At 61.4% G+C, this 26,622-nt stretch carries 23 protein-coding genes; 2 read left to right on the forward strand and 21 right to left on the reverse strand.

The genetic code is table 11. The features are described from left to right. Positions 1-83 precede the first annotated feature (83 nt). The 15 genes from AC1DPR_RS04785 to AC1DPR_RS04855 all read right to left on the reverse strand — a co-directional run bounded on the left by AC1DPR_RS04785 (position 84) and on the right by AC1DPR_RS04855 (position 12,411). Entirely contained in the window at positions 84-503 is a 420-nt protein-coding gene (locus AC1DPR_RS04785; protein ID WP_018855116.1) for a helix-turn-helix domain-containing protein, read from the reverse strand. A 152-nt stretch (positions 504-655) separates the two neighbouring features. Further along, positions 656-2,257, reverse strand: coding sequence for an apolipoprotein N-acyltransferase (lnt, locus tag AC1DPR_RS04790; protein WP_477815810.1), 1,602 nt, complete (start codon positions 2,255-2,257; stop codon positions 656-658). Positions 2,258-2,333: 76 nt separating this feature from the next. Then, the gene (locus AC1DPR_RS04795) at positions 2,334-3,485 is read right to left on the reverse strand and encodes a hemolysin family protein (RefSeq protein ID WP_026371511.1); all 1,152 of its coding nucleotides are present in this window, start codon (positions 3,483-3,485) and stop codon (positions 2,334-2,336) included. Continuing rightward, positions 3,482-3,997: an rRNA maturation RNase YbeY gene (ybeY, locus tag AC1DPR_RS04800; RefSeq protein WP_018855113.1), complete on the reverse strand. Its 516-nt coding sequence runs from the start codon at positions 3,995-3,997 to the stop codon at positions 3,482-3,484. Before ybeY ends, AC1DPR_RS04795 begins: the two co-directional genes overlap by 4 nt. After that, complete coding sequence (locus AC1DPR_RS04805) at positions 3,997-5,046, reverse strand: PhoH family protein (protein WP_025658708.1); 1,050 nt, start codon at positions 5,044-5,046, stop codon at positions 3,997-3,999. Before AC1DPR_RS04805 ends, ybeY begins: the two co-directional genes overlap by 1 nt. Before the next feature lie 19 nt (positions 5,047-5,065). Next, a complete protein-coding gene (gene miaB / locus AC1DPR_RS04810) occupies positions 5,066-6,475 on the reverse strand; it encodes a tRNA (N6-isopentenyl adenosine(37)-C2)-methylthiotransferase MiaB (RefSeq protein ID WP_477815811.1) in 1,410 nt (469 codons plus the stop codon). Positions 6,476-6,523: 48 nt separating this feature from the next. Then, positions 6,524-7,321: a lyso-ornithine lipid O-acyltransferase gene (gene olsA, locus AC1DPR_RS04815; RefSeq protein WP_025658710.1), complete on the reverse strand. Its 798-nt coding sequence runs from the start codon at positions 7,319-7,321 to the stop codon at positions 6,524-6,526. Positions 7,322-7,350: 29 nt separating this feature from the next. Then, positions 7,351-7,779: a Fur family transcriptional regulator gene (locus AC1DPR_RS04820; RefSeq protein ID WP_007789354.1), complete on the reverse strand. Its 429-nt coding sequence runs from the start codon at positions 7,777-7,779 to the stop codon at positions 7,351-7,353. A gap of 37 nt (positions 7,780-7,816) precedes the next feature. Continuing rightward, positions 7,817-8,317, reverse strand: a complete 501-nt coding sequence (locus tag AC1DPR_RS04825; protein ID WP_018855109.1) for a GNAT family N-acetyltransferase — start codon at positions 8,315-8,317, stop codon at positions 7,817-7,819. Then, complete coding sequence (tsaB, locus tag AC1DPR_RS04830) at positions 8,314-8,973, reverse strand: tRNA (adenosine(37)-N6)-threonylcarbamoyltransferase complex dimerization subunit type 1 TsaB (RefSeq protein WP_477815812.1); 660 nt, start codon at positions 8,971-8,973, stop codon at positions 8,314-8,316. The genes AC1DPR_RS04825 and tsaB overlap by 4 nt, the downstream gene beginning before the upstream one ends. A 102-nt stretch (positions 8,974-9,075) precedes the next feature. Beyond that, the gene (locus AC1DPR_RS04835) at positions 9,076-9,642 is read right to left on the reverse strand and encodes a NifU family protein (RefSeq protein ID WP_018855107.1); all 567 of its coding nucleotides are present in this window, start codon (positions 9,640-9,642) and stop codon (positions 9,076-9,078) included. A gap of 110 nt (positions 9,643-9,752) precedes the next feature. Further along, entirely contained in the window at positions 9,753-10,244 is a 492-nt protein-coding gene (locus tag AC1DPR_RS04840; RefSeq protein WP_007789346.1) for a universal stress protein, read from the reverse strand. 82 nt (positions 10,245-10,326) lie between these two features. Beyond that, positions 10,327-10,752, reverse strand: a complete 426-nt coding sequence (locus AC1DPR_RS04845; protein WP_018855105.1) for a cupin domain-containing protein — start codon at positions 10,750-10,752, stop codon at positions 10,327-10,329. Between the two features lie 101 nt (positions 10,753-10,853). Further along, positions 10,854-11,918, reverse strand: coding sequence for a tryptophan--tRNA ligase (trpS, locus tag AC1DPR_RS04850; protein ID WP_018855104.1), 1,065 nt, complete (start codon positions 11,916-11,918; stop codon positions 10,854-10,856). A 97-nt stretch (positions 11,919-12,015) separates the two neighbouring features. Continuing rightward, positions 12,016-12,411 (reverse strand): VOC family protein, encoded by a 396-nt coding sequence (locus AC1DPR_RS04855; protein WP_192240317.1) that lies wholly within the window; start codon positions 12,409-12,411, stop codon positions 12,016-12,018. A 401-nt stretch (positions 12,412-12,812) separates the two neighbouring features. Between AC1DPR_RS04855 and AC1DPR_RS04860 the strand changes: the two genes are divergently transcribed. Then, positions 12,813-13,238, forward strand: a complete 426-nt coding sequence (locus AC1DPR_RS04860; protein ID WP_018855102.1) for a YcbK family protein — start codon at positions 12,813-12,815, stop codon at positions 13,236-13,238. 3 nt (positions 13,239-13,241) lie between these two features. Here the strand turns inward: AC1DPR_RS04860 and murJ are convergent, their stop codons facing one another. The 4 genes from murJ to mutS all read right to left on the reverse strand — a co-directional run bounded on the left by murJ (position 13,242) and on the right by mutS (position 20,859). Continuing rightward, a complete protein-coding gene (gene murJ / locus AC1DPR_RS04865; RefSeq protein ID WP_169679236.1) occupies positions 13,242-14,822 on the reverse strand; it encodes a murein biosynthesis integral membrane protein MurJ in 1,581 nt (526 codons plus the stop codon). A 10-nt stretch (positions 14,823-14,832) separates the two neighbouring features. Beyond that, positions 14,833-17,742, reverse strand: coding sequence for a [protein-PII] uridylyltransferase (locus tag AC1DPR_RS04870; RefSeq protein ID WP_169679233.1), 2,910 nt, complete (start codon positions 17,740-17,742; stop codon positions 14,833-14,835). Positions 17,743-17,847: 105 nt separating this feature from the next. Further along, the gene (locus AC1DPR_RS04875) at positions 17,848-18,123 is read right to left on the reverse strand and encodes a hypothetical protein (RefSeq protein ID WP_113470564.1); all 276 of its coding nucleotides are present in this window, start codon (positions 18,121-18,123) and stop codon (positions 17,848-17,850) included. A 3-nt stretch (positions 18,124-18,126) separates the two neighbouring features. Continuing rightward, positions 18,127-20,859, reverse strand: coding sequence for a DNA mismatch repair protein MutS (gene mutS, locus AC1DPR_RS04880; RefSeq protein ID WP_169679226.1), 2,733 nt, complete (start codon positions 20,857-20,859; stop codon positions 18,127-18,129). 111 nt (positions 20,860-20,970) lie between these two features. Between mutS and AC1DPR_RS04885 the strand changes: the two genes are divergently transcribed. Beyond that, complete coding sequence (locus tag AC1DPR_RS04885; protein ID WP_477815813.1) at positions 20,971-23,256, forward strand: NADP-dependent malic enzyme; 2,286 nt, start codon at positions 20,971-20,973, stop codon at positions 23,254-23,256. Between the two features lie 54 nt (positions 23,257-23,310). On the opposite strand, the gene olsB is transcribed toward AC1DPR_RS04885, so the two are convergent. Together olsB and AC1DPR_RS04895 are read right to left on the reverse strand one after the other, a co-directional pair. Then, a complete protein-coding gene (gene olsB, locus AC1DPR_RS04890) occupies positions 23,311-24,186 on the reverse strand; it encodes a l-ornithine N(alpha)-acyltransferase (RefSeq protein WP_018857739.1) in 876 nt (291 codons plus the stop codon). A gap of 109 nt (positions 24,187-24,295) precedes the next feature. Then, the gene (locus AC1DPR_RS04895; protein ID WP_477815814.1) at positions 24,296-26,566 is read right to left on the reverse strand and encodes a hybrid sensor histidine kinase/response regulator; all 2,271 of its coding nucleotides are present in this window, start codon (positions 26,564-26,566) and stop codon (positions 24,296-24,298) included. Positions 26,567-26,622: the final 56 nt, after the last annotated feature.

The following is a 26,622-nucleotide window of genomic DNA, read 5'->3' on the forward strand; positions in this document are numbered from 1 at the left end:
GCAAAGTGGCAAATTTTGCCCCAAAAATGCCAAAAGCGGCCGTTGCGACCGCTTTTGTCTCTGCTCCGAATTTTGAATGGCGGTTATTCGCTGTCGGCTTCGGCGGCGAGTGCCTTCACCAGCTCGACGACTTTGCGGCGAACCTTGGGATCGGTGATTTTTACAAAGGCGCGGTTGAGTTGAAGCCCCTCGGACGACGAAAGAAAGTCGACCACATAGTTGGAGCTGGAGGCTTCCGCCATGCCGGACAGGCCGGAGGATTGTTCGCCCGGCGCGTCCTCGAAGAAGAAGGAAACCGGAACGTTCAAAATGCTGGAAATATTCTGGAGGCGGCTGGCACCGACACGGTTGGTGCCTTTTTCGTATTTCTGGATCTGCTGAAAGGTGATGCCGAGGCTCTCTCCGAGCTTTTCCTGGCTCATTCCGAGCATCGTTCGCCGAAGGCGAATGCGACTGCCAACGTGTACGTCGATGGGGTTCGGCCGCTTCTTGTTCTCAATCATGGTCCTGCCCTAACAAAAATTTTCAACCTTGTTCAAACCGGCATGCCCAAACCCATCCCCAAAACGCCACGTTGCAAAGTCTTGATTAACCACCTTGAAACATACGCTAAGAACGCCGATCCGAACCACTATGCAATTTTAGGGGTTTTCGGTCAATTCTGCTTGAAAACTAAACCAAAACGCGAAACCAGCGCAATTGCAAACAGAAGTATCTCGATCAACCGGAAGTAAGTTTGGCGCGGGTAACCCGGATCGCGCTGGGCGTCGAAACGCTCGATGGTTGCGTCGACAAAGCCAGTTTCATTGAGGCCGAGACCCGCAATGACCTCGCCACGGGCGTTCACGATGGCTGAAATTCCGCTATTGCCATTTCGAATCAGCGGCAAGCCGGTCTCCACGGCACGCAACCTAGCCTGTTGAAAGTGCTGGTAGGGGCCGGGTGTTGCACCGAACCACGCGTCGTTCGTGACATTGAGAATGGCATTGGCGGCGCCTAGGTCGCCGGTCATCTCGTCGGGGAAAATGATCTCGTAGCAGACGAGGGGATAGAACTTGATCCCCGTGGGCAAACTCAGAAGCTGGCGCGTGGCGGCGGGTGAGAAGCCGCCTGGCATCTCGACCACATTCTGGATGCCGAAATCGTCGAGGATACTCTCGAACGGCACGTATTCGCCGAACGGCACGAGATGCACCTTGTCGGCCGCGCCGGCAATCTGCCCACGGCCGTCGATGACGTATATCGAATTGTAGTAGCGAGGCGGATTGCCAGGCCCCATGTCCTCCACCCTGACAGCGCCGGCAATCAGGATCTGATTGTCGTCGAGCGTGTCCGCGATCCGGCTGAGCGCATCCTGATTGTCGGTCAGGATGAAGGGAACGGACGTTTCCGGCCAGACAATGATGTCCGGTTTCCGCCCGCCGTCCTTCGGAGGCTCGACGGAAAGCTTCAGGTGCTTCTCGAAGATAGCAGCGCGGTCGGCGTCGCTGTCCATCTTCGCCGTCTGCTCGATCATCGGCTGAACCAGGCGAATGACCGGGCTCGGGGAGTCGGATGCAGGCGCGGGTTGCGGGCCATAGAGGATATAGGCGCCATAGCCGATATGTGCGGCGAAGAGCAGGGCTGCCAGCGAGAGCCCGAGCTTTGCGCCCTGCCGGGTGCCGAGGAGTGCGGGAGCGGCGAAGATGAAGACCGAGAGCGACGTGATGCCCATGATGCCGATGACGTGCGCCGATTGCATCATGAGCGGCACGGGCGTCATGCCGTAGCCGATAGCGTTCCAGGGGAAGCCGGTGAAAAGCACGCTCCGCAGCCACTCCAGCAACCCGAAGCTCGCCGCAAGCGCCGCAATCCGCCCCATGCCATCGGACCACATGGTTCGCGCCAGCGCCGCAGCAATGCCGTAGAAGATGGCGAGCACGGCAGGCAGGCCGAGGATCGCCAGCGGCAGCGCCCAAGCGAAGGCCTCCGCGTCGATCATCAAAGCGTGGCCAAGCCACCAGAGACCCGCGACGAAATAGCCGAAGCCGAAGAGCCAACCCACGGTAAAAGATGGCCACAGTCGCCCAATGAGCCCGCTTTCCGGAGCGGCAGCCGAGCCGTCGATCAGCCAGACGAGCAGCGTGAACGACACGAACATTGCGGCAAAGAAGCCAAATGGAGGTAGGGCCAGAACGCCGACGGCGCCAGCAAGGACCGCCAACGCAACCCTCTTGAACCCCCAGGCCAGGATAACCCTGTCCGCAAGCCGCTCCATGCGCACTCCCATCAAGCTGCGAATCAACCCGCTCGCAGTCTTTCAAAAAAGCCGCCGTTTGTCGTGCGTTGCGGCATCAGGTCGACGTGGAGGCGTCGGTTTGCCTCTCCTCGCCGTGATCCGAACCGGGCGTGCTGTCGCCGTCGATCTTGACGCGGCGACGGATGGCCTGACGCTTGCGGGTGATCCTCACGCGCTTGATCCGGCGCGGATCGGCGTCGAGGATATGGAACTCGAAACCGGGTAGAGCCTGCACGACCTCGCCACGCACCGGAATACGCCCGAGCTCGGAGAAGATCAGGCCGCCCAGCGTGTCGACTTCGTCGACCTGTTCGGTGATGTCGAAGTCCGGCCCGATCGCCTCGGCGATCTCCTCCAGTTCGACACGGGCATCCGCGACGAAGACGTCTTCGGAGACGCGCTTGAACATGACTTCATCGTCGTCGTGCTCGTCATCGATGTCACCGACGACCATCTCGACGATGTCCTCGTGCGAGGCCAATCCATCGGTGCCGCCGTACTCGTCGATGACCAGCGCCATCTGCGTGCGGTTGACCTGCATGCGGCGAAGGAGGTCCGACGCAAGCATCGACGGCGGAACGAACAGGATCTTGCGGATGATCCCGGCCTCCGACAGCGTCTTCTGTAGGTCGACGCGGCTGAGGTCGAAATTCGGCTTCGCAGCGCGTGTAGGCTTCTGCAAGTGTTCGGGTGAAACCTCGACCAGAGGCTCTGTCGACTTGACTGTCTTGGTGCTGCCGCGGCGCTTGTTGCGCGCCTGCTTGGCGACGTAGGACAGGAGATCGCGGATATGCACCATGCCGCGCGGATCATCGAGCGTATCCGCATAAACAGGCATGCGCGAACGGCCAGATTCCTCGAACAGGATCATCAGTTCGCCGATCGTGATGTTCTGATCGACGGCTTCGATATCGGCCCGCGGCACCATCACGTCAGCAACGCGCACTTCCCGGAAGCGAAGGATGTTGTGCAGCATTGCCCGTTCATCGGGCGAAAAGACGTCACCGTCGGCAGCGTCGGTCAGCAGCGCATCGGCGATGTCCTCGCGAAGGCGCGAGCCCTGCTGTGGTCTCAAGATACGCGCGGCGCGCGTCCAGAAGGATTGGGGTCGTCCAGACTGCCTACTACTACTGCCACCCTCGTCAGAAGAGGAGGATTGGTCGGCGTCCTTGGCCTCCGCGGCCGGTCTCGTCGTAAAGTCGCTCATGGTTCCATTTTAAGGTCTTGACCCTCGTATGGGTCAGATAGGCCGAGTACCGCTAAAATGCGAGTCTCGAGCCCCTCCATTATCTCGGCTTCAGCGTCATTATTATGATCGTAGCCGAAGAGATGCAAGAAACCATGCACCATCAAGTGGGTCAGGTGGTCGTCAAAGCTCTTTTCGAGCTCGACTGCCTCCCGCTCAACGGTCTCTCTTGCGATAATGATGTCGCCCAACATCGGTCCCGGCACGTTGCCCGGCTTGACCGGGAAGGCCGGAAAGGAAAGCACATTGGTCGGCTTGTCCTTGCCGCGCCACTCGGCATTGATGTCCTGGATCGAGGCATCATCCGTGAAAACAAGCGAAACCTCGGGCACCATCTTCGGAAAGGGCTGCTTGACCGTTTCACGCAGATAGGTGGCGGCTGTTTCCAGCACCCGATCCGCCAATGCATGTAGCGCATCCTCGGAGGGCCAGTCGCCCTCTTCGATGCTGATCTGAATGTCGAGTTCGGCCATCAATCCTGCCGGCTGGCTTCCTCTGCTTCCGCGATATAGGTCGAGTCGTAGGCCTTGACGATGCGGCCGACAAGCGGATGACGTACGACATCCGTATCCCGGAAGCGGACGATCGAAATGCCTTCGACGCCATTCAGTAGTTGAAGGGCCTCCACCAGTCCGGATTTGACACCACGCGGCAGGTCGATTTGGCTCGGGTCGCCGGTGACGATCATGCGGGAATTCTCGCCAAGACGCGTCAGGAACATCTTCATCTGCATCGAGGTCGTGTTCTGCGCTTCGTCGAGAATGACGGCAGCGTTTGCGAGCGTCCGGCCGCGCATGAAGGCGAGCGGAGCGATTTCGATAACACCGGCCGTGATTGCCCGATCGACCTTGTCGGCGGGCATCATGTCGTAGAGCGCGTCATAGAGCGGGCGGAGATAGGGATCGACCTTTTCCTTCATGTCGCCGGGCAGGAAGCCGAGCCGCTCGCCGGCTTCCACCGCCGGGCGGGAAAGAATGATCTTCTCGACAAGACCCCGTTCGAGGAGCTGGGCCGCATGAGCGACGGCGAGATAGGTCTTGCCGGTACCCGCCGGACCGACGCCGAAAACCAGTTCGGCCCGTTCCAGAGCGCGCACGTAGGCGTCCTGGGTCGGCGTTCGCGCGACGATAGTCTTCTTGCGGGTCGAAATCTGCGCCATGGTGAGCTTGGCTTTGCGCTCCATCGTCGGCAGGCTCAGTTGATCGTCTGCGGCGACCGCCATGCGGATCGCGCCTTCAACGTCGGATCGCTCCACGCTGCCGCCTTTCTGGAGTTTCTCATAGAGGTAATCGAGTGTACGCCGCGCCTGGTTGGTGGCGACAATGTCTCCCGAGATAACGACGGAATTGCCGCGCGCTCGAGCGTCGATGTGGAGACGCTCTTCAAGCAGCTTGAGGTTCTGGTCGAACTGACCGAACAACTCACTGGCGAACCGATTGTTCTCGAACGTCAGAATAAAGTGATTGGCGTCGCTCGCAATGCGTGGGTGGCGCGGTGAAGAAACCAATTCTTGTCCGTTCAAGCGGTCGAGCTCCTAGGGTTTAGACCTCAGCCTCTGCTATCTCGGCAAACAGGCTGTTGGTTCCGGTTCCGGTGATTCGCACGTTAATAATGTCACCGATTTGCAATGCTTTTGCATCAACATTCACGGACTGAAGCCACGGAGAACGGCCGATAAGCTGTCCTGGCATGCGACCGGGCTTTTCGAGCAACAGTTCGATCGTTTTCCCGACACAGGATTCGGCAAATTCCTGCTGTTGCTTCAGAAGAAGCACCTGCAGGCGTTCTAGCCGTTCTGCCTTGATCTCTTCCGGCACCTGGTCCTTCAGTTCCGCACCGGGCGTGCCCGGCCGTGTCGAGTACTTGAAGGAGAAGGCCTGCGCATAGCGCACCTCCTCCACGAGACGGAGTGTATCTTCAAAATCCTGGTCTGTCTCCCCCGGAAAACCGACGATGAAGTCTCCGGAAAGGGCAATGTCTGGGCGAGCGGCGCGGATGCGCTCGACGAGGGTCAGGTATTCGGCGGCCGTATGGCGCCGGTTCATCGCCTTCAGGATGCGGTCGGAGCCGGCCTGCACCGGCAGATGCAGGTAGGGCATCAGCGCGCGCAGGTCCCGATGCGCCTCGATCAGGCGATCGTCCATGTCGCGAGGATGGCTTGTGGTGTAGCGCAGACGCGCAAGTCCGGGGATCTCGGCCAGCCGGTAGAGCAGGTCTCCGAGCGTCCATTCCTGATCATTCGGGCCGACACCATGCCAGGCGTTGACGTTCTGGCCGAGCAGCGTGATTTCGCGCACGCCGCCTTCCACGAGCTTCTGTGCTTCCTCGACGATCTGGCTGACAGGCCGAGATACTTCCGAACCGCGCGTATAGGGCACGACACAGAAGGTGCAGAACTTGTCGCATCCTTCCTGAACCGTCAGGAAGGAGGTTACGCCGCGAGAGCGGATTTTCTTGCTCTCGGCGATCGGCAGATGCTCGAACTTGTCTTCGAGGGCATATTCCGTGTCGACGATCCGCTGCCCTTCCTTCGCCTTGCGCAGCGCTTCCGGCAGGCGGTGATAGGTCTGCGGACCGATGACGACGTCGACGGCGGGCGCCCGGCGCAGGATTTCCTCGCCTTCCGCCTGTGCCACGCAACCGGTCACGCCGATCATGAACTCCCGGCCTTCCTTGTTGCGCTCCTTCTTCATGTCGCGCAGGCGGCCGAGCGCCGAGTAGACCTTTTCGGCAGCCTTTTCGCGGATATGACAGGTATTCAGCAGAACAAGGTCTGCCTCTTCCAAGACTTCCGTCGACTCGTATCCGTCACGCGCGAGGGCATCGCTCATGCGTGTCGAGTCATAGACGTTCATCTGGCAGCCATAGGTCTTGATGAACACCTTGCGGCTGTTGCTGCCATCACGGAGATCGGTCTCCGGGGCATGAAGAAGGGCACTGTCCTGGGTCATGGGCGGCTATTTAGTGGTTTTTCATGCGCGAGAAAAGGAAATCTTGCCTCAGGCCGCTTTGCGACCGCGCAATGCTGCGCCAAGCATCGTGCGGATGCGACGAGCGATGGTCGTGCTGACTTCCTTGCGGTTGCTGTTCGCACGATATTCGACGGCTTCGCCGAAACAGACTTCCACCTCAAAGGCGCCGCATCGCAGCATGTCTTTCAGATGCGGGAACATCTCCACATCGCCCGGCCACGAGGCAAGCGGGCGATGATAGCGCCCCATCGGCAGACCGTGGACGCCGGTATAGGCCACCGCGACCGGTTGGACGACGACTGCTCCGGTCGGCGAAGCGGGAACCGCCATGGCGGCGGCGCCAAACAGCGACGATTTGACCTCCAGAAGCCGGTTTCCATCCGACGTCGTGCCCTCCGGAAACAGGACGACGATCTCGCCATCCGCCATTCGGGTCGCTATCTCGTTCGCCTGATGACCGGTCTTGCGCTTTTCCTCGCGCACGACGAAGACGCTCTTCTGCAGCTTCGCCAGCGTGCCGAAAATCGGCCAGTCGCGCACCTCGATCTTGGCGATGAACGCAACGTCGGCAACCGCGGAGAGCACCATGATGTCCATCCACGAGGAATGATTGGCGCACAGCATCAACGGCCTGTGCGTTTCCATCTTCCCATGGACGCGAATCCGGATGCCGAGACAGAAACAGACGATGCGATGCCAGACGCGGGGCAGCCAGCGCCGCAGCTTCCAGTCGAAGCGGAGCGCCAAAAGCTGCCAGGGCATGAGCAGGAGACTGGCGACGAAAATGACGATACCCGCAAAGGCGACGCGCAGCCAGGCGATCAAGACGAAGACTCCATGGCTGCGATCATGTCTCAGCGCTCGTCCGGCTTGAGCGGGATGCCGTAAAGTTCCAGCCGGTGGTCGACCAGCTTGAAGCCGTGCTCGCGGGCGATGCGCTCCTGCAATGCCTCGATCTCGGGCGAGTGAAACTCGATCACGACACCCGACTTGAGGTCGATGAGATGGTCGTGATGCTCTTCCGGCACCGTCTCATAGCGCGAGCGGCCGTCTCGGAAGTCATGACGCTCGATAATGCCGGCGTCTTCGAACAGCTTCACGGTGCGGTAGACTGTCGAGATCGAAATCTTCGCATCGACCTTCACCGAGCGGCGATAGAGTTCTTCCACGTCGGGGTGGTCGGCGGATTCTTCGAGTATGCGTGCGATTACACGGCGCTGCTCGGTCATGCGCATGCCGCGTTCAGCGCAAAGCTCCTCGAGGGTCTTGGCGACGTCAGTCATGGGCTGCCTTCCGATAGTCAACGTTCAAGCAACGGAACTAGCGAAGAACGCGCTTCATGACAAGCGCTGTGGAAACCGCGCCCTTGGCATCCTTGTAGTATCCCCGGCGTTCGCCGACCTTCTCGAAGCCGAGCTTGCCGTAGAGCCCGAGTGCGGCCGCATTGCCGTCGTCGACCTCGAGAAAGATGCTCTCGCCACCGCGCAGTTTCGCTTCGCGCATGGCAGCCTGCATCAACCGCCAGCCGAGGCCGGCGCGCGCGACCTTTGTCTGCACGGCGATCGTCAGGATTTCCGCTTCGCCGGCGACTTGGCGCGCCAGCACGAAGCCCGGCAACGGCTTCTTGAGGAATGCATTGGTTTGGCGGGCCACGAAGCCGAAGACGGTATCCTGGCTGAGCAGGCTGTAGAATTCGCCATCGCCCCACGGGCGGGCGAAACGCTCGCCGTGCAGCGCGGCGACCGCGCGGCAATCATCGGCATCCATCGCGACGATTTCAAATTCCGGCTTCAAGGTCAAATAGGATTCCAACATCGTCATACTCGCGCAATTGCGAATCCGGCCTGCGGCTTGGCATCGGGTCCGCGCAGATAAAGAGGTTTAGGCTTTCCAGCAGACGGATCGGCGTCGGCACCGAGGCGCGCCACCAAAGAAATCGGGAAATGGTTGGCATGGTCGCCGATAGCGTCCGGCTTCAGGAGGGGCGTGGCCGAACCGGTTATTTCGCCATCGAATGCCGCAGCAACCGTCTGCGCTTCCTCGACAGTCACGGCGCGCGCTTCGTCGAGCGGTTCGCCATCGGCATTGAAGGCCTGCAGGTAGATCTCGTTTCGCTTGGCATCCATGGCTGTCAGCACCGGGCGCCCGGGCGTCTTTTGCCGCTGCGCTTCAGCCATCACCGCAAGCGTGGTGATGCCGACGGCCGGAACGCCGAGCGACAGCGCAAAGCCGCGGGCAGCGGCGACACCGACGCGAATGCCCGTGAAGGAGCCAGGACCGATGGTGACGGCAATACGATCGACGGCCGAAAGCGCCAGGCCCGCCTTATCCATCGCGCGGTCGACGATCCCCATCAGATGCTCAGCATGCCCCTTGCCGATCATGTCCGATGCCTCCCCCAGCATCGTATTCCTGCCGCTGTCATAGAGAGCGGCAGCGCAATCCACACCTGCGGTGTCGAGCGCCAGTATGATCATGGCATCAATTTCCGAATAAAGCGTTCCTCAGCGTCCATACAATCACCCTGCCGCGCTTGCAATTGCTGCGCCAGGACGAATGCCGGAACAGGGGCGTCGCCGTCAGGCGGCGACGACTTCCTCGACTTCCGGAACGAAATGGCGAAGCAGGTTCTGCACGCCATGCTTCAGCGTCGCCGTCGAGGACGGGCAGCCGGAGCAAGAGCCCTTCATGTTGAGATAAACCTTGCCGTCCTTGAAGCCGCGGAAGGTGATGTCGCCACCATCCTGTGCAACGGCCGGCCGCACGCGTGTGTCCAGCAGCTCCTTGATCGTCAGCACGATCGACTCGTCGGCTTCGTCGAAGAATTCGCCGCCGGCATCGAGATCTTCGGAAAGAATCGATGCATCGCCCATGACAGGCTTGCCCGACATGAAGTGTTCCATAATCGAGCCAAGGATCGCCGGCTTCAGGTGCTGCCACTCGGCATTGTCCTTGGAGACGGAGATGAAGTCATAACCGAAGTAGACGCCGGTCACGCCCGGGATTTCGAACAGACGAGCCGCGAGCGGCGATGCCTGGGCCTCGTCGGCGCTCCGAAACTCGGCCGTGCCGTTTTCCATCACGACCCGACCCGGCAGGAACTTCTGCGTGGCGGGATTCGGTGTGGCTTCGGTCTGAATAAACATGTCGCTCTCCGTGCGGCGGGCAGTGGCCCAGGCCGTCTTTAGAATTCTTCAAAAAAGAAAATAAGCCGATTGGCAACTCTATTCAAGAGACTGGCACTCAAGAAATGGCTTTATGCGAGGGCATCCAGCTCCTCGTCGGTCAATGTATCCGGCAGGACAGTGACGGGGATCGGAAATGTCGCGCCACGCCCGGCGATCGACGACACCAGCGGCCCCGGTCCCTCCTTTGCCGAGCTTGCGGCCAGCACCAGGATGGCGATATCACGGTCTTCTTCGATGACGGCGTTGATCTGTTCCGTGGCGCTTCCCTCGCGGATGACGATCTCAGGGTCGATGCCGATCGTTTCGCGAACCACATGCGCCGCCTTGGCGACTACTGCTTCCGCTTCCTCGCGCGCCTCGGCGCGCATGATTTCCTCCACACCCAGCCACTGCTGGAAGTCGCCCTCCGGAATCACGTACATCAGCACAAGGCCGCCATTCGAGTTCTTGGCGCGCCGACCGGCGTAGTGGACGGCGCGGGAGCATTCGGGCGTATCGTCAATGACAGCCATGAATTTGCGGCGATGACCTTCGAGCCGGGAGAGTCGTTTTGATACCATGGGGCGGACTCTGACACCTGAACCTGAAGATTTGCAAGCCCTCGTTTGGTCGCCCTCGAAGGATCGCCTGCGTGCTGTGTAGTCAGGCCGGAACCAGTCCGTAGAGACGCATGATCGCCTTCACATGTTCGATGTCAGGCTTGCCCTGAACATTGATGGCCGACGCCATCTCCTCGAAATAGCGCCTGCCGATCAGGCCGGGCGTCATGGTGATCAACGCCTTGGCGGTTTCGCCATGCAGGTTCTCGTGGGTGTGGACGTAACCGCGCGGAATGAACAGGGTTTCCCCTGCTGCGATCTCGTGTTTGCGCCCGTCCAGCGTCGTCGACATCGTGCCGGACAATCCGTAGATCACTTCGTCGACGTCCCGGTGGTAATGGGGGGCGGGGACGCGTGCCTGGGGCGGGACCGTGAATTCGAACATCACGAGACCGCCGGCACTCTGATCCTCGTCGATCAGAAACCGGATCTCCATCGTGCCGATCTGGATGAGGTTGCGATCTCGCATCGAAGCCTCCTGACGGTCGTTTCAACAGACTACGCCGCAGGTCTGGCTTCGACAAGCCCGGGGCGGCAAAGGTCGCCCCGGGCAAGCTCTTGAGGCCTATCTCAGTACAAGAAGCCGACGATGTCGCGCACTTGCTTCATCGTCACCTCGGCGCGGGCCCGAGCCCGTTCACTGCCGTTGCGCAGGGTCGCGTCGATGTGACTGGTGTCCGACATCAGGCGGCGCATCTCGGCGGTGATCGGCGAGAGCACATTGACGGCGAGATCGACGAGCGCCGGCTTGAAGACCGAGAACTGCTGCCCGCCGAATTCGGCAAGCACGTCAGCTTTCGACCTGTCAGCGAGCGCCGCGTAGATGCCGACAAGGTTGTCCGCTTCCGGGCGACCCTTGAGACCGTCGACTTCACTGGGCAAGCCGTCAGGATCGGTCTTGGCCTTGCGGATCTTCTTCGAGATCGCCTCCTCGTCGTCCATCAGGTTGATGCGCGAAAGATCTGATGGATCCGACTTCGACATCTTCTTGGTACCGTCGCGAAGCGACATGACACGCGGCGCCGGGCCATCGATCAGCGGCTCGACCATCGGGAAATAGGCATGCACCGGCTCGTTGCCGACGGTGATGTCGATGCCATAGTCCGTCTTGCGGATATGCTCCGCGTAGTCGAGGTTGAACTTCATGGCGATGTCGCGGGCGAGTTCAAGGTGCTGCTTCTGGTCGTCGCCGACGGGGACATGCGTCCCGCGATAGACGAGGATGTCGGCAGCCATCAGGCTCGGATAGGCGTAGAGACCGAGCGAGGCCTGCTCGCGGTCCTTGCCGGCCTTGTCCTTGAACTGCGTCATGCGGTTCATCCAACCGATGCGCGCTACGCAATTGAAGATCCATGCGAGTTCTGCATGCTGCGGCACGGCCGACTGGTTGAAGACAATGTGCTTTTCCGGATCGATGCCAGAGGCGATGAAGGCGGCGGCGATCGAGCGGATCTGGTTCGGCATATCCTCATGGACGAGCTGCGCCGTCAGCGCGTGCATATCCACGACACAGTAGATGCAGTCGTTGCCTTCCTGCAGTGCCACGAACTTGCGGATCGCGCCGAGATAGTTGCCGAGATGGAGATTGCCGGTCGGTTGGACGCCGGAAAAAACGACTTTCCTGAATTCGTTCATTATGTCCTCGATTAGGCTGGTGGAGGGCCCCAGGGTCTGTAACCCATGTTGCTAACGGGCGCGCTTATGCACGCGCGCGCTCCCGCAATCAAGGGGTTCAGCCTGCGGCGTGTTCGATCAGATCGAAGGTGTTGCCGTAAGGATCCGCAAACACGGCGACGGTCCCGTAGCTTTCGTGCCGCGGCGCCTCGAGAAACTGCACGCCCTTGGCCAGCATCGACTCATGGTCGCCTGCGAAATCGTCGGTCTTGAGAAAGAAGCCGACACGCCCGCCCGTCTGGTTGCCCATTGCCGCCATCTGCCGATCGTTGGCCGCCTGCGCGACCAGAAAGGCTGCGCCGTCGCTGCCCTTCGGTCTGACGACGACCCAGCGCTTGCCATCCGGCTGGACGTCATCCTGGAGGCAATCGAAGCCGAGCGCGCCGCAGTAGAAGTCCTTGGCGCGATCGTAGTCGTCGACGACGAGCGTTACGAGGAAGAGCGATTGGGACATTGCAGGCTCCGATTTGTCGTGTCGTGTTGTTGCCGGTTGCGGGGGCTCGGTCAAGGATCATGCTCCTCGCGCCGACGGGAGCGCCTTCGCGACCGTGAGGTCTAGCAAGCGTTTTGACACACATTGCACCCGGCGGGGATTGGAGGTGGTATTTGCACGAGAAACGCTATGAACGGGAGATTGGCGATGAATTGCTTGCTGTGAATATGTCAAGAAAATTTACGCAGCTTGGAAATTTATACCACCTCTGAGGTAGAGCTAATTCATCAATTGGCCGTAAATTGTGTTACGGTTCCGTAACGGTAGGTAAAGAATTTCACAAAAAGGCCATTTTTGGGGTGAGCGTTCCATTCGCCAAAAACTGCGCCGGCGATGCCGGCGCATTTCGAGGGGAGGGAACCATGCATTCGGCATTTTCCATCGCACTCGCCGGCCTGTTCAGTCTGTCGTGTTTCGACAGTGCCGACGCCCAGAACGTCAGAAGAGTTGCAATACCGCCGCTCAAGCATAAGGAAACGCTTGCCTACTCGCTGCAGACCGTCAGCGTCCAGGCGAACTGCTTCCCGCCGCGGCTACGCGGCGTTCTTGCTTATATCGCCGCCAAGACCGGTCGCCGTCCAATGGTAACCTCGGGGTTCCGGGCGCACGGTCGATCTCATTCCCAGCATCGCTACTGCGCAGCCGCCGATATCCGGATCCCCGGCGTTTCGGAGCGCACCATCATTGCGATCGCTGAATCGGCACCAGGAATCGGCGGGATCGGCCGTTACTGCAACGGCATCGTCCATGTGGACGTAGGCGCCAAACGACGATGGACCTATTGCTGAGGCTCAACCGTCTACCTTTGCAGCCGGCTTGCGATTGAGATTGCGCCGGATCATGCCGAGATTTGCGCCGCCGATCAGGAATGCGGTCGCGAAGTAGACAGCCATGGCGATCACGATCAGAAGGCCGAGCGTGCCGACCTTCGTCGTCAGGTGCGCGCTTGAGGCAAGCCACGGCTCCCAGCGGTGCTGCAGGTACATGATCACGCCGCCCATGACGGCCGCCGACACGACGAGCAGCGCCGTGCGCCGCGCCAAGGCCCATTCCCAGGTGAGATGGCGACGACGCAGCAGGGTGGTGAAGAGCAGTACGGTGCTTATCCAGCCTGCCGTCGCTTCCGCGACTGCAATGCCGGGAGCGCCGAGGAACGGGAAGAGCGTCAGCGCCGTGGCGCAATTGACGCCAACGGCGATGGCGGAAAAGCGCATCGGCGTCCTGGTGTCCTCGCGCGCGTAGAATCCCGGCTGCAGCGCCTTGATCAGCACGAAAGCCGGCAGGCCAATGCCGTAGATGGCGAGGATGGAGCCGACGATGGAGGTGTTTTCCTGATGGAAGGCACCGCGCTCATAGAGCACACGGATGATTTCGTCGGAGAGAATCCAGAGCGCGAAGGCAGCGGGGATGGTCAGGAACAGTACGAATTCCATCGACCGGTTCTGCAGGTTTGCGGCCTCGCGCAGATTGCCGCCCTTCAGGGCGCGGGCGAGTTCCGGCAGCAGCACCACGCCGACGGCGACGCCGACGACGCCGAGCGGCAGCTGATAGATACGGTCGGCATACTGGAGGGCTGCAATGGCGCCTTCGCGCGAGGACGCAATCGCCTGGCCGATCATCTGGTTGATCTGGGTAATGCCGCCAGTCACCGCCGCGGGGATCGCGAGGATCAGCAGTCGTTTGACGTTGGGCGTGAAGCGCGGGAAACGCAACCCGATGCTCATGCCGGCGTGGAGCACGCCGAAGTAGACGACGGCGAGCTGCAGGATACCGGCGACGAGCACGCCCCAGGAGAGATACCACGCGGTCTGCAGGGGCTCCGCGTCGATATAGAGCGCGTAGAACAGCGCGCCGATCATCACGACGTTGAGGAAAACGGGCGCAATCGCGGCGGCGAAGAAATGATGGAGCGAATTCAGCATGCCGCTCATCATCGCCGTCAGCGACATGCACATGAGGTAGGGGAACATGACCGCCGCCATGCGCACGGTAATGTCGAACTTGTCCGGATCGTTGGTAAAGCCCGGCGCGATGACGAAGCGCACGAGCAGGGGCATGGAGAGCTCCATCACGATGGTGATGAGCAGCAGCACCGAAAACAGCACGCCGAACACTTCTTCAGAAAAGCGCTTGGCACCATCGGTGCCGTTCGCCTCGATTTCCTTGGCAAAGAGCGGCACGAAGGCGGCATTGAAAGCGCCTTCCGCAAAGAGCCGCCGGAAGAGGTTCGGAAAACGGAAGGCGGCATAAAAGACGTCGGCCATCGGACCGGTGCCGAGTGCGGCCGCCATCAGCGTTTCACGGGCGAAGCCGAAGATGCGGCTGCCGAGCGTGGCGCCGCCGACGGTGGCGAATTTTCTAACGAGGCTCATGCGTTTGGGCTCATGCGGGCGAATCCGCCTTCTTTTCTGTTTGCATCGCGGCGCTGGCCGTAGCAGGCGGCGCGATGATGCCGGAGGGCATGCGCTCGCGCAGCTCGTCCTGTTCCTCGGCCATCACGGCCTTGAGGCGCGCGGTGATATTCGAGCGCTTGCTGTCGCCCGAGATTTTCTGGCCGACGAGATCGGTCACGTAGAAGGTGTCGATGACCTTCTCGCCGAAGGTGGTGATGCGGGCCGACTGAATGTCGAGCGAGAGATCCGATAGAACCGCTGTGATTTCCGACAGCAGGCCGGGTCGGTCAAGGCATTCGACTTCGATGACCGTGAACTTGTTCGACAGACTGTTGGAGATGTTGACCGACGGCGGGATGACGAAGGCCTTGCTCTTCTTGCGGTTCTTGGTGCGGGTCGCGATGACCTCGGGCAGTCGCTTGCGGCCGGAAAGCACGTCCTCGATCATCCGCCCGATGGTGCCGGCGCGGCGAAGCTCGTCGGCATCGTCCTTGAACTCGCGGCTGACATGGATCGTGTCCAGCGCGCGCCCATCCGACGTCGTGAAGATTTGCGCGTCGACGATGTTGGCACCGGCAGCGGCACAGGCACCGGCGATGACGGCCAGGAGGCGCGGATGGTCAGGCGACAATACGGTGATCTCGGTGATCGCGTGGAAACTGTCGGTCCGCACCATTGTCGCCAGCGCTTGGCCGGCCTTGTCCGCCTGCCGGATGAAGCCGGCGTGCCGGACCTGATCTTCCAGGGGAACGGAGAGCAGATAGGGCTGGTAGTGCAGCTTGCTATAGATCTTGCGATCCTTCTGGCTCCAGTCGGAGAGCGCGTTGTAGAGCGCTTCGGCTGCGAAATTGGCGCGCTCCTTGCGCGAAACCTCCGAGAAGCCGCCGGCAAGCAGCAGTTCCGTTTCATAGTAAAGCGTGCGCAGCAACTGGCCTTTCCAGCCGTTCCAGACACCGGGACCGACGGCGCGGATGTCGCAGATCGTCAGGATCAGCAGCATCTTCAGCCGGTCGAGCGACTGCACCACATCGGCGAAGTCGGTGATCGTCTTGCGGTCCGTAAGGTCGCGCGTCTGCGCGACCATCGACATGACCAGATGCTCCTGGATCAGCCAGACGACCAACTCTGTCTGCTTCTGCGACAGGCCGAAACGGGCGCACAGCTTGCGGGCGACACGGGCGCCGGCAATGGAATGGTCTTCTTGGCGGCCCTTGGCAACGTCGTGCAGCAGCACGGCAAGGTAGAGCGCCTCGCGGTCCTCGATGCCGGGCATCAATTTATTTGCGAGCGGGTGCAGGTCGTCGGCCTTGCCCTTGTCGATTTCCGACAGGACGTCGACGGTGCGGATCAGATGCTCGTCCACCGTATAGTGGTGGTACATGTTGAACTGCATCATCGCGACGATCTTGCCGAATTCGGGAATGAAGCGGCCGAGCACACCGGCCTCGTTCATGCGCCGCAGAATGAGCGCGGGGTCGCCCTTCGAAGTCAGGATCGACATGAAGAGGCGATTGGCCTCATCGTTTTCGCGCAGATCGCTGTCGATGAGGTTGAGCGAGCGCGTCACCCGCTTCAGCGCATCGGGATGGAATTCCAGCCCGTTGATGTCGGCAACATGGAACAGGCGGATGATGTTGACCGGGTCGTGCTTGAAGACATCCGGGCTTGCAAGCGCGATACGACCGCGGTCCTCGACGAACTCCGTGCTGCCGGCGATCTTGCGGCTGCGGTGCGCAAAGCGGCTGATGACACCGGTGAGGCCGGGCGTCGACTTCGCCTGCTGATCCTCGAGCGCCGCGCAGAGGATGCGCGTCAGGTCGCCGACGTCCTTGGCGACGAGGAAGTAGTGCTTCATGAAGCGCTCGACGGCCGAAAGGCCGGGTCGCGAATGATATCCAAGCGCTTCGGCGATCTCGCGTTGAATGTCGAAGGACAGCCGTTCCTCGGCCTTTCCGGTCAGGAAATGCATGTGGCAGCGCACCGCCCAGAGGAAGTCGTCGGCCTTCTCGAAAACGCGATACTCGTGCTTGGAGAGAACCCCGAGTGGCACCAGCTCCGCCGTGTCGCGAACATGGTAGTAGTATTTCGAAATCCAGAAGAGCGTGTGCAGGTCGCGCAGGCCGCCCTTGCCTTCCTTGACGTTCGGCTCGACGAGATAGCGCGTGTCGCCCGCCTTGCGGTGGCGCTCGTCACGCTCGGCAAGCTTGGCGGCGATGAATTCGGGGCCGGTGCCGGTGACGATTTCCTTGTCGAAGCGCGTCTCCAGTTGCGTTTCCAGCGATCGCAGGCCACAGATGTAGCGCATCTCGAGGATCGCCGTGCGGATCGTCATGTCCGACTTCGACAGCGCAATGCACTCTTCCAGGGTGCGCGTTGCATGGCCAACCTTGAAGCCCATGTCCCAGAGGACGTAGAGCATGAATTCGACTGCTTTGTGCGTCTCCTCCGCCGGCTTCGGCTGGAACAGGAACAGAAGGTCGATATCGGAGCCTGGCGCCAGCGTGTCGCGGCCATAGCCGCCAACGGCGGTGACGGCGAACTTGTCCTTCTGCTTCGGAAAGACGTGGGTGCAGACGAACTCGTAGAGGACCGTGACGATCTGGTCCTGCAGCCAGGAAATACGGCGGGCACAATTGATGCCGCTGCCATCGGCAGAAAGCAACTCGCGCGCTATCTGTCTACCTTCGCTGCTCGCCTTCTTGAGGATCGCCAGCAGATCGGACCGCATGACGTCGGGCCGCGTCTTGTTGGACTCGGCCACCGCGTCGCACGTCTTCGAGAGATGATCGGTGTCGAGGATATCGGAGAAATCGATGTCGTTCGTCGTCGCCATGCGCGGGGCGGCTTCCTGTTCGCGTGGCGCAGCCGTGTGCTGCTGCTCCTCTCGTTTCGTCTGCATGCGCTATAGCCTCTTTGCCCGCCGATGACACGGGCTTTCATACTGCAGAACCTTTAATTTTGGCGAAAAGGTGTTGCCGCGCGCGAAAGCGGCGGCATCGGGCGATCAGGCAGCGATCTGAGCCTGTACGGAATAGAGCACCTGCCGCGTTTCGCTGGTGATCGCCTCCAGCGTCTCTTGGTCGCACTCGCGGTAGCCGGCTTTGGCAACACACGAGGAAAGTTCCAGAATCCGGGCGCAGCAGCGGATGATCTGCAGCAGGCCGAAGGGCGAAGCCCAGCCGCGCGGGGTGCCGTGCTCATCCGCAAGCCGCAGCGCTTCAAGCGCGTTGAAGATCGCCGCAAGCCTCTGGGTCTCGTTGAACAGCCGATCCATGAACATCGGCTAGCCCTGCTTCAGCTTCTTCTTGAGGTCGTAGAGCGCGCCCATCGCCTCGCGCGGGGTCATGTCGTCGAGGCTCATGGCCTTTAGCGCTTCTTCCACCTTCGATGGGCCACGGCTGGCATCCTCGCGCCGAACCGCCACCTGGAACAGAGGCAGGTCATCGATGAGCTGGCTCGCCGGGTTCTTGCGGTCGGCGTCCTCGAGGCGTGTCAGCACGTCGCGGGCACGCGCCACCACCGAGGCCGGCAGGCCGGCAAGCCGGGCAACCTGGATGCCGTAGGAGCGGTCGGCAGCACCTGGGCCGACCTCGTGCAGGAAAATCACGTCGCCGTCCCATTCCTTCACGCGCATCGTCGCGTTCGATAACCGTGCAAGCTTTTCCGACAGCACCGTCAGTTCGTGGAAGTGGGTGGCGAAGAGGCCGCGGCAGCGGTTCCCTTCGTGCAGATGTTCGACGGCGGCCCAGGCGATGGAAAGGCCGTCGAAGGTAGCCGTACCACGGCCGATCTCGTCGAGAATGACAAGGGACCGGTCGGTCGCCTGATTGAGGATCGCCGCCGTTTCGACCATTTCGACCATGAAGGTCGATCGGCCGCGCGCAAGATCGTCGGAAGCGCCGACGCGCGAGAACAGCCGATCGACGATGCCGATATGGGCTGACGTCGCCGGCACGAAGGACCCCATCTGCGCGAGGATCGCGATCAGTGCATTCTGACGCAGGAAGGTCGACTTACCGCCCATGTTCGGGCCGGTCAGCAGCCAGATCGCGCCATCCTTTCCGCCGGAGACGGGAGAGAGATCGCAGTTGTTGGCAACGAACGGGCCAGATGATTGCCGCCGCAGCGCCTGTTCGACGACAGGGTGGCGTCCGCCTTCGATCGCAAACATCTTCGAGCCGTCGACCAGCGGCCGGCAATAGGCCTGCTCGTCTGCAAGCAGCGCAAGGCCGGCGGCAACGTCGATAACGGCGAGCGCGCGAGCGCCTGCCTTGATTGCTTCCGCTTCGGCGACGACGGCCGAGGTCATGTGGTCGAATGCCGCCAGTTCGATAGCAAGCGCCTTGTCGGCGGCGTTGGCGATCCGGCTTTCCAGATCGGCAAGCCCGGTGGTGGTGAAGCGCATCGCGTTCGCCATCGTCTGGCGGTGGATGAAGCGACCCTTGGCCTCCGGCGTATCTGTCATCGGCCCGGCATTGCCGGCAGTAACTTCGATGAAGTAGCCGAGGATATTGTTGTGCTTGATCTTCAGCGATTTGATGCCGGTTTCCTCGGCATATTGCAGCTGCAGGCCGGCAATCACCCGGCGCGATTGATCGCGCAGCGCCCTGACCTCGTCCAGTTCGGTGTTGGCGCCGTCCCGCAAGAAGCCGCCGTCGCGCTTCAGCAGCGGCAGCTCGTCGCCCAGTGTTTCGGAAAGCAGCGTTGCGAGGCCGGCCGGGAGGGCCTCGAGGCGCGAAAGCGCGAGCTTCAGCTCTTCCGGCAGCAGTGCTTCCGACAGCAGCCGGGCGACATCGCCCGCAGCACTCAGGCCCTGACGGATGGCGGCAAGGTCACGCGGCCCGCCACGGTCGAGTGCAAGACGCGAAAGCGCGCGCGGCATATCGGGAACATGCTTGAGATGGTGGCGCAGGTCGCCGCAAAGCGAAGGCTCCTCCATCAGGAAACCGATCGAATCCAGCCGCTCATTGATCCGGATGGGATCGGTCAACGGCGACATCAGCCGTTCGGCCAGCAAGCGTGCCCCGCCGCCCGTCACGGTACGGTCGATCGCCTTCAGCAACGAGCCGTTGCGATCGCCTGAAAGCGTGCGGGCAAGTTCGAGATTGGCACGGGTGGCGGGATCGATGAACAGCGTTGACGCGCCGCTTTCGCGCTCCGGCCGGCCGAGCGGCGGCCGTTCGGCGATCTGTGTCTTCTCGACATAGGCGACGGCTGCAGAGGCGGCGGCAAGCTCGGCGCGCGAAAAGGTGCCGAACCCATCAAGCGTAGAGACATTGAAATAGCGCGCGATCCGCCCCTCGGCGGTGGCGCTGTCGAAGAGCACGGATGGTTGCGGAACGGCGGTGCGGCCGAGTACGTCGAAAACAGGTTTCAGCTCGGCATCGTGAAAGATCGTATCGGGCACGATCAGTTCACGCGGATCGATCCGCAGGATATCGGCAAGCAGCCGCGAGCTTTCGGTCTCGGCCAGGCGGAAGATTCCGGTCGAGATGTCGATCCAAGCCAGCGCCAATACCGGCTCGGCGCTGCCGCGAATCCGGGTAAGTGCCATCAGATAGTTCGATTCCGACGGCGAAAGCAGCTTTTCCTCGGTAATTGTGCCCGGCGTCACCAGGCGGATAACGTCGCGTTTCACGACGGACTTGGATCCGCGCTTCTTGGCTTCGGCCGGGTCCTCGACCTGCTCGCAGACGGCAACCCGGAAACCGAGGGCGATCAGCTTCTGCAGGTAGTCGTCGGCCGCATGAACAGGCACGCCGCACATAGGAATGTCCCGCCCCATGTGCTGGCCGCGCTTGGTCAGCGTGATGCCCAGTGCACGGGAGGCTTCCAGAGCATCCTCGAAGAACAGCTCGTAGAAATCGCCCATGCGATAGAACAGCAACGAGTCAGGGTTGTTGGCCTTGATCTCGATGAATTGCTCCATCATCGGCGTTGCCGAGGCGCGGCTTTCTTCCGTGGCCAGCTCGGCAGCCGAAAAGGCTTCTATTCCAGTGTCTATTCGTTCGTTCACGGAGATGCATTTTTTCCAAAAAAGAGGTGCCAACCCTAGCCGCCCGCCGCTATAGATGACAACCGCGATTGAGGAAGAGCAAGGCGTCACCCACAAGACGTTGGAGGAAAAATGCCCGACACCGAGAAGAAGCAGCGGCCGGTTACATCAGTGACCGACAACGAGGCTCTTGAGTTCCACGCCATGGGGCGGCCCGGAAAGCTGGAGATCAACGCCACGAAGCCTATGGCGACCCAGCGCGATCTGTCGCTCGCCTATTCGCCTGGCGTTGCCGTTCCGGTGAAGGCAATCGCCGCCGATCCCGCCACCGCCTATGATTATACGACGCGCGGCAACATGGTCGCGGTCATCTCGAATGGTACCGCAATTCTCGGTCTCGGCAATCTCGGTGCACTGGCCTCCAAGCCTGTTATGGAAGGCAAGTCGGTGCTATTCAAGCGCTTTGCCGACGTCGACTCCATCGATCTCGAAGTCGATACCGAAAACGTCGATGAGTTCATCAACTGCGTCCGCTTCCTCGGTCCCTCGTTCGGCGGCATCAATCTCGAAGACATCAAGGCGCCCGACTGTTTCATCATCGAGCAGCGTCTGCGCGAACTGATGGACATCCCGGTTTTCCATGATGACCAGCACGGCACGGCGATCATTGCTGCCGCTGGTCTCATCAATGCGCTGGAACTGACCGGTCGCGACCTGAAAACGACGAAACTCGTCTGCAATGGCGCGGGTGCAGCAGCCATCGCCTGCGTTGAGCTCATCAAGGCCATGGGCTTCGCGCCCGAGAATATCGTCCTTTGCGACACCAAGGGCGTTATCTACCAGGGCCGCACCGAGGGCATGAACCAGTGGAAGTCGGCGCATGCGGTCAAGACCAAGGCGCGCACGCTCGAGGAGGCGATGAAGGGCGCGGACGTGGTTTTTGGCCTCTCGCAGAAGGGCGCGTTCTCCGAGAGCATGATCCGCTCCATGGCTGATCGCCCGATCATCTTTGCGATGGCCAATCCCGATCCGGAAATTACGCCCGAAGAGGTTACCCGCATCCGCGACGACGCCATCATGGCAACGGGTCGCTCCGATTATCCGAACCAGGTCAACAACGTSCTSKGYTTYCCSTAYATCTTCCGTGGCGCGCTGGACGTCCGTGCGACCACCATCAACGACGCCATGAAGATCGCTGCTGTTGAGGCGCTGGCAAATCTCGCCCGCGAGGACGTTCCTGACGATGTTGTTGCCGCTTATCAGGGCAACCGCCCGCGCTTTGGTGCGCAATACATCATTCCGGTGCCGTTCGATCCGCGCCTGATCTCGGCGATCCCGGTTGCCGTGGCACAGGCAGCGATTGACAGCGGCGTAGCGCGCAAGCCGATTACAGATATGGCGGCCTATGCCCGCGAACTTTCCGGCCGCCGCGATCCCATCGCCTCGACGCTGGCGAGCCTCTACGAACGCGTTCGCCGCCGTCCAAAGCGGGTGGTTTTTGCCGAGGCCGAAGAAGAGCAGGTCATGCGTGCGGCAATGTCCTACGCAAACCAGGAGCTCGGCACGGCGATCCTGCTCGGCCGCGAAGACCTGATCCACCAGACCGCCGAGCGCGCCGGCATCGACCTCAATCGGCCGGGGCTGGAAATCGTCAACGCACGTATCTCCACCCGCGTCGAAACTTATATCGACTACCTCTATGCGCGCCTGCAGCGCAAAGGCTACCTGCATCGTGACGCACAGCGTCTGATCCATCAGGATCGCAACCACTTCGCCGCTTGCATGGTGGCGCTTGGTGACGCCGATGGGATGGTTACTGGTATCACCCGCAACTATTCGACGGCCCTGGAAGATGTGCGCCGCTGCATCGACATGAAACCCGGCCATCGGGTCATCGGCGTATCGATCGCGCTGTGCCGCGGCCGGACGGTGTTCGTCGCCGATACAGCGGTTCACGATATGCCGAACGCCGAGGAGCTCGCCGATATCGCTGTCGAGGCCGCAGGCTTTGCGCGCCGCATGGGCTATCAGCCGCGCGTCGCCATGCTTGCCTATTCGACCTTCGGTCATCCGTCGGGCGAACGCTCCGAGCGTGTGCGCGAGGCGGTGAAAATCCTCGACAAGCGCCGCCTCGATTTCGAGTATGACGGCGAGATGGCGGCCGACGTGGCGCTGAACCGCAAGGTCATGGAGCAGTATCCGTTCTGCCGCCTGTCCGGCCCGGCCAACGTGCTCGTCATGCCGGCCTTTCACTCAGCCTCGATCTCCACGAAGATGCTGCAGGAGCTTGGCGGTTCGACTGTCATCGGCCCGATCCTCGTCGGCCTCGACAAGGCCGTTCAGATCACTTCGATGGGCGCAAAGGATTCCGACATCGTCAACATGGCGGCGATCGCCGCCTATACGGCTGGATCGTGAAATAAAAACGGAGCGGGAGGCATCCTCCCGCTCCGTCTTCCATCTGCTTGAAAGTCAGCTCGCGAAACGACCGGCGTCGGCGCCGTAGTAGTTCAGGTAGCGATCGGAAATGCTGGCGATCGGCAACACGATCAGGACATCCGTCGTATTGAAGGCCTTGTCGACCACGGCGGTCGAACCGACCATGGCGCCGAGGCGCAGGTAACCCTTGATCAACGGCGGCAGTGCCATCAGCGCCCGCTTCGGGTTGACGGCTTCGGCCGGCATCAGATCCATGTCGCGCGCAAGGTGCGGAAGAGCGGCGACGGCCCACTCATCCTTCGCGGCGACGTTGTGATGCAGGAAGGACAGTGCCAGCGCATGGCTTTCCGGGTGGATGCCCGGGAAGGAGGCGCAACCGAACATGGCGCCCATGCCATGCTTTAGCGCATAGGCCCAGTTGCCCTGCCACAGAAGCTCGACCGTGCGCTTGGTGCGGTAGTCGGGCAGCACACAGGAGCGGCCGAGTTCCATGAACCGTTTGTCCGGATGGCGAGCAAGCAGCTCGTCGATGGCGAATTCCGAAGCCGAGTAAAAGCCGCCGTTCGCCATGGCGACTTCCTGTCGCAGCAGGCGATAGGTGCCGACGATCTGGTCCTCGCTGTCACCCTCGATCGAGCGGTCGAGCACGAGCAAATGATCGCAGAACGTGTCGTAGGAATCGAAATCGCGCTTGCGGCGCATGGCCTCCGGCGAAAGCTGTGCCCCCATTTCTTCGACGAAGACGCGGAAGCGGACGGCCTGGGCGGCATCGATCTCGCTGGCCGTTCGGGCAAGGCGAGTTTCGAGATTGCCGATGCGGCCGAGAACGTCGCCTTCCTTTAGCGCAAGCGTGGTCGATGGCCGGGGGGTCTCGGCGACAGCGTCACAGTTGAGGGCGTCTGCTGACATGGCGATTCTCCCGTTGCCGGCTTTTGACACGCCATAAAACACTTATATGCGACAGGAAAGTGACATCATATAGCCGCCATACGCAAGAAGCGTGCCGGTTATTTGATGGCTACCGCGCTTCCGCGCGGCGGGCCGAAAGCGCAGCAACAGCTTGGACTTCCGTCAGCAACCTTATCGGGTCAACCGGCTTTACCATGACGCGGTTTGCACCATTCAGCAAGACTTGTCTACGGGATTCATCGCGCTTGTCGGCGGTGAGCACGAGGATCGGAACAGGCGGAAGATCGAGCCGGCGTTCGTGCCCGCGTAGCCGGCCAAGCATGTCGATGCCGTCGCCTCCTGGCATGGAAAGGTCGCTGATGACAATGTCAGGGCGCACGCTTCCCTCCGACAGCGCGGCGTCGAGCAGCGTCTCGAAGTGCTCGACGTGCTCGACGGTATGACCGGCTTTTTCGAGCATGGCGCGAATGAGCATCGCGTTGATCGGGTCGTCTTCCGCCAGCAGGATACGCAGCCCACTCTGGATTCCCGCTTCCGGAATGGCAACGCTGAAACCGGGCTGGTTATCGTTCAACGCATCGCGCTTCTCCATGCCGCGCATCCGTCCACGCAGCACGTCGATCAGCGATTGCTCGCGCAGCGGCCGTATCAGCCACGCGTCGAATAGGTCGAGCGGATGGGCGTTGCGCTCCTCGGGGTTGACCAGGAAGATTTTGCGCAGTCCCAGTGCCGCGATTTCGCCACGGTCGGCAAGGTGCTCGGCGAACTCCGTCGACATCCGGTGGTCGACGATGATGTCGGTTGGCCTGCGGTCGCCCGCAGCCATGGCGAGCAACATGTCATGGGCGCTCGCACCGTCGGTGACCAGGTGGCAATCGCCGCCGAGCGTTGCGATCGTCTCCGATATCGCTTTGCGCGCCGAACCGGCCGGTGCCAGCAGCAGCACGACGCTGCCTGCAAGCACGGCCTTGTGGCGACTACGGCGTTCCTCCGGAATGGCGATCGGAAAGCGGATGCTGAACTCGCTACCGGCTCCCTTTTCGCTCGTCACCGTAAGTGTGCCGCCAAATTCGCGCATGATGCGGGCGGAGATGGAGAGACCAAGCCCTGTCCCGGCGCTCTTCTCGACCAGCGTTCCGCCCTGCTCGAATTCGCCGAAGATGCGGTTTTGTTCTTCCTCGGTCATGCCGGGGCCGGTGTCGGTGACACTGATCAGCACGTTGTTCGCCTGCAGCGATGCCTGGACGAAAACGCCGCCCGCCTGCGTGAATTTCACGGCGTTGCCGATCACGTTGAACAGGACCTGACGCAGGCGCGCCGGATCGAAGCTCATCATGTCTGGAAGGTCGGAGGATACCGTTGTCCCAATCTCGATGCCCTTTTCATGGGCGCGGTGGGCCAGCATTTCGACGACGCTTTCAAGGAGTTTGCGCAGCGATTCTGCGCGGGGGCGCAATTGGAAACGACCGACCTCGATGGTCGAGAAGTCTAGGAGGTCCTCGACCAGCTGCGTCAGCGCATAGCCGGATTGGCGGATGCCCGTCAGATAGTTCTGCTGTTCCTGCGTCAGCCGTGTCTCGGTCAGCAGATGCGTCATGCCGAGGATGCCGGACAGCGGAGTGCGGATTTCATGGCTGACCGTGGCAAGCAGGCGTGATTTGGCTGCGCTGTTGTACTCGGCCTTCTGCCGGGCCTCCTCGCGGGCTTGTGCGGTCAGCCGTTCGTCGGTGATATCGCGAGCGATGCTCTGCAGCAGGAGCCGTCCGTCGGCGGGGTCGCGGGTAACGACGTCACGCCAGAAAAAGATGCGTTGGCCTTCCGGCGTCGAGATCTCCACCTCGAAGCGATGCGGTGCCGAGCCCGGTCGAAAGGCGATGCCAATCTCCTCACACGTCAGTCCCTCTGGATTGAGCCTGCCGGTCAGCCGACGAAATGCCTCGTTGGCGCCAACGATGCGCCGATCCATGTTCCGTGTGACGGTAATGTCGCCAAGCGCGTCGTGGATCTCCGCAAAGAGAGCCGCCCTCTGGCTCCATGCGGATGAAACGCCGGTGAGGTGTTTCCGCAACGGGCGTTGTCTGGTGGTTGCGAGCATCGCGAGCAGGACAACGAAGGACAGCGCGGCAACGCCGAGCCCCACCGATGGCAGCAGAGGGCCGCCCGCCTGCGCCACGACAACAAGGAGAAAGCCGCCAACAAGGCCGAGACCGCCCAACCACCAGGATAGAAGCTTGCGGCCGACGCGGCTGCGTTGGAATTGCGGTGAAACGAACTCGGCTTGATAGGCAACAATATCCGAGTCCCGCTCACCGTGGCGATGAGCGGTATGCCGCCCGAACGCGGCGGCAAGTCTGTCGTGCAATTGACCGAGACCTTGCATGCCCGCCGGAATAGCATGGCGGCGGTTCCAAATGCCTTCAGCAAACCGCTAAGATT

The organism is Rhizobium sp. 01T417 (genome assembly GCF_056398905.1).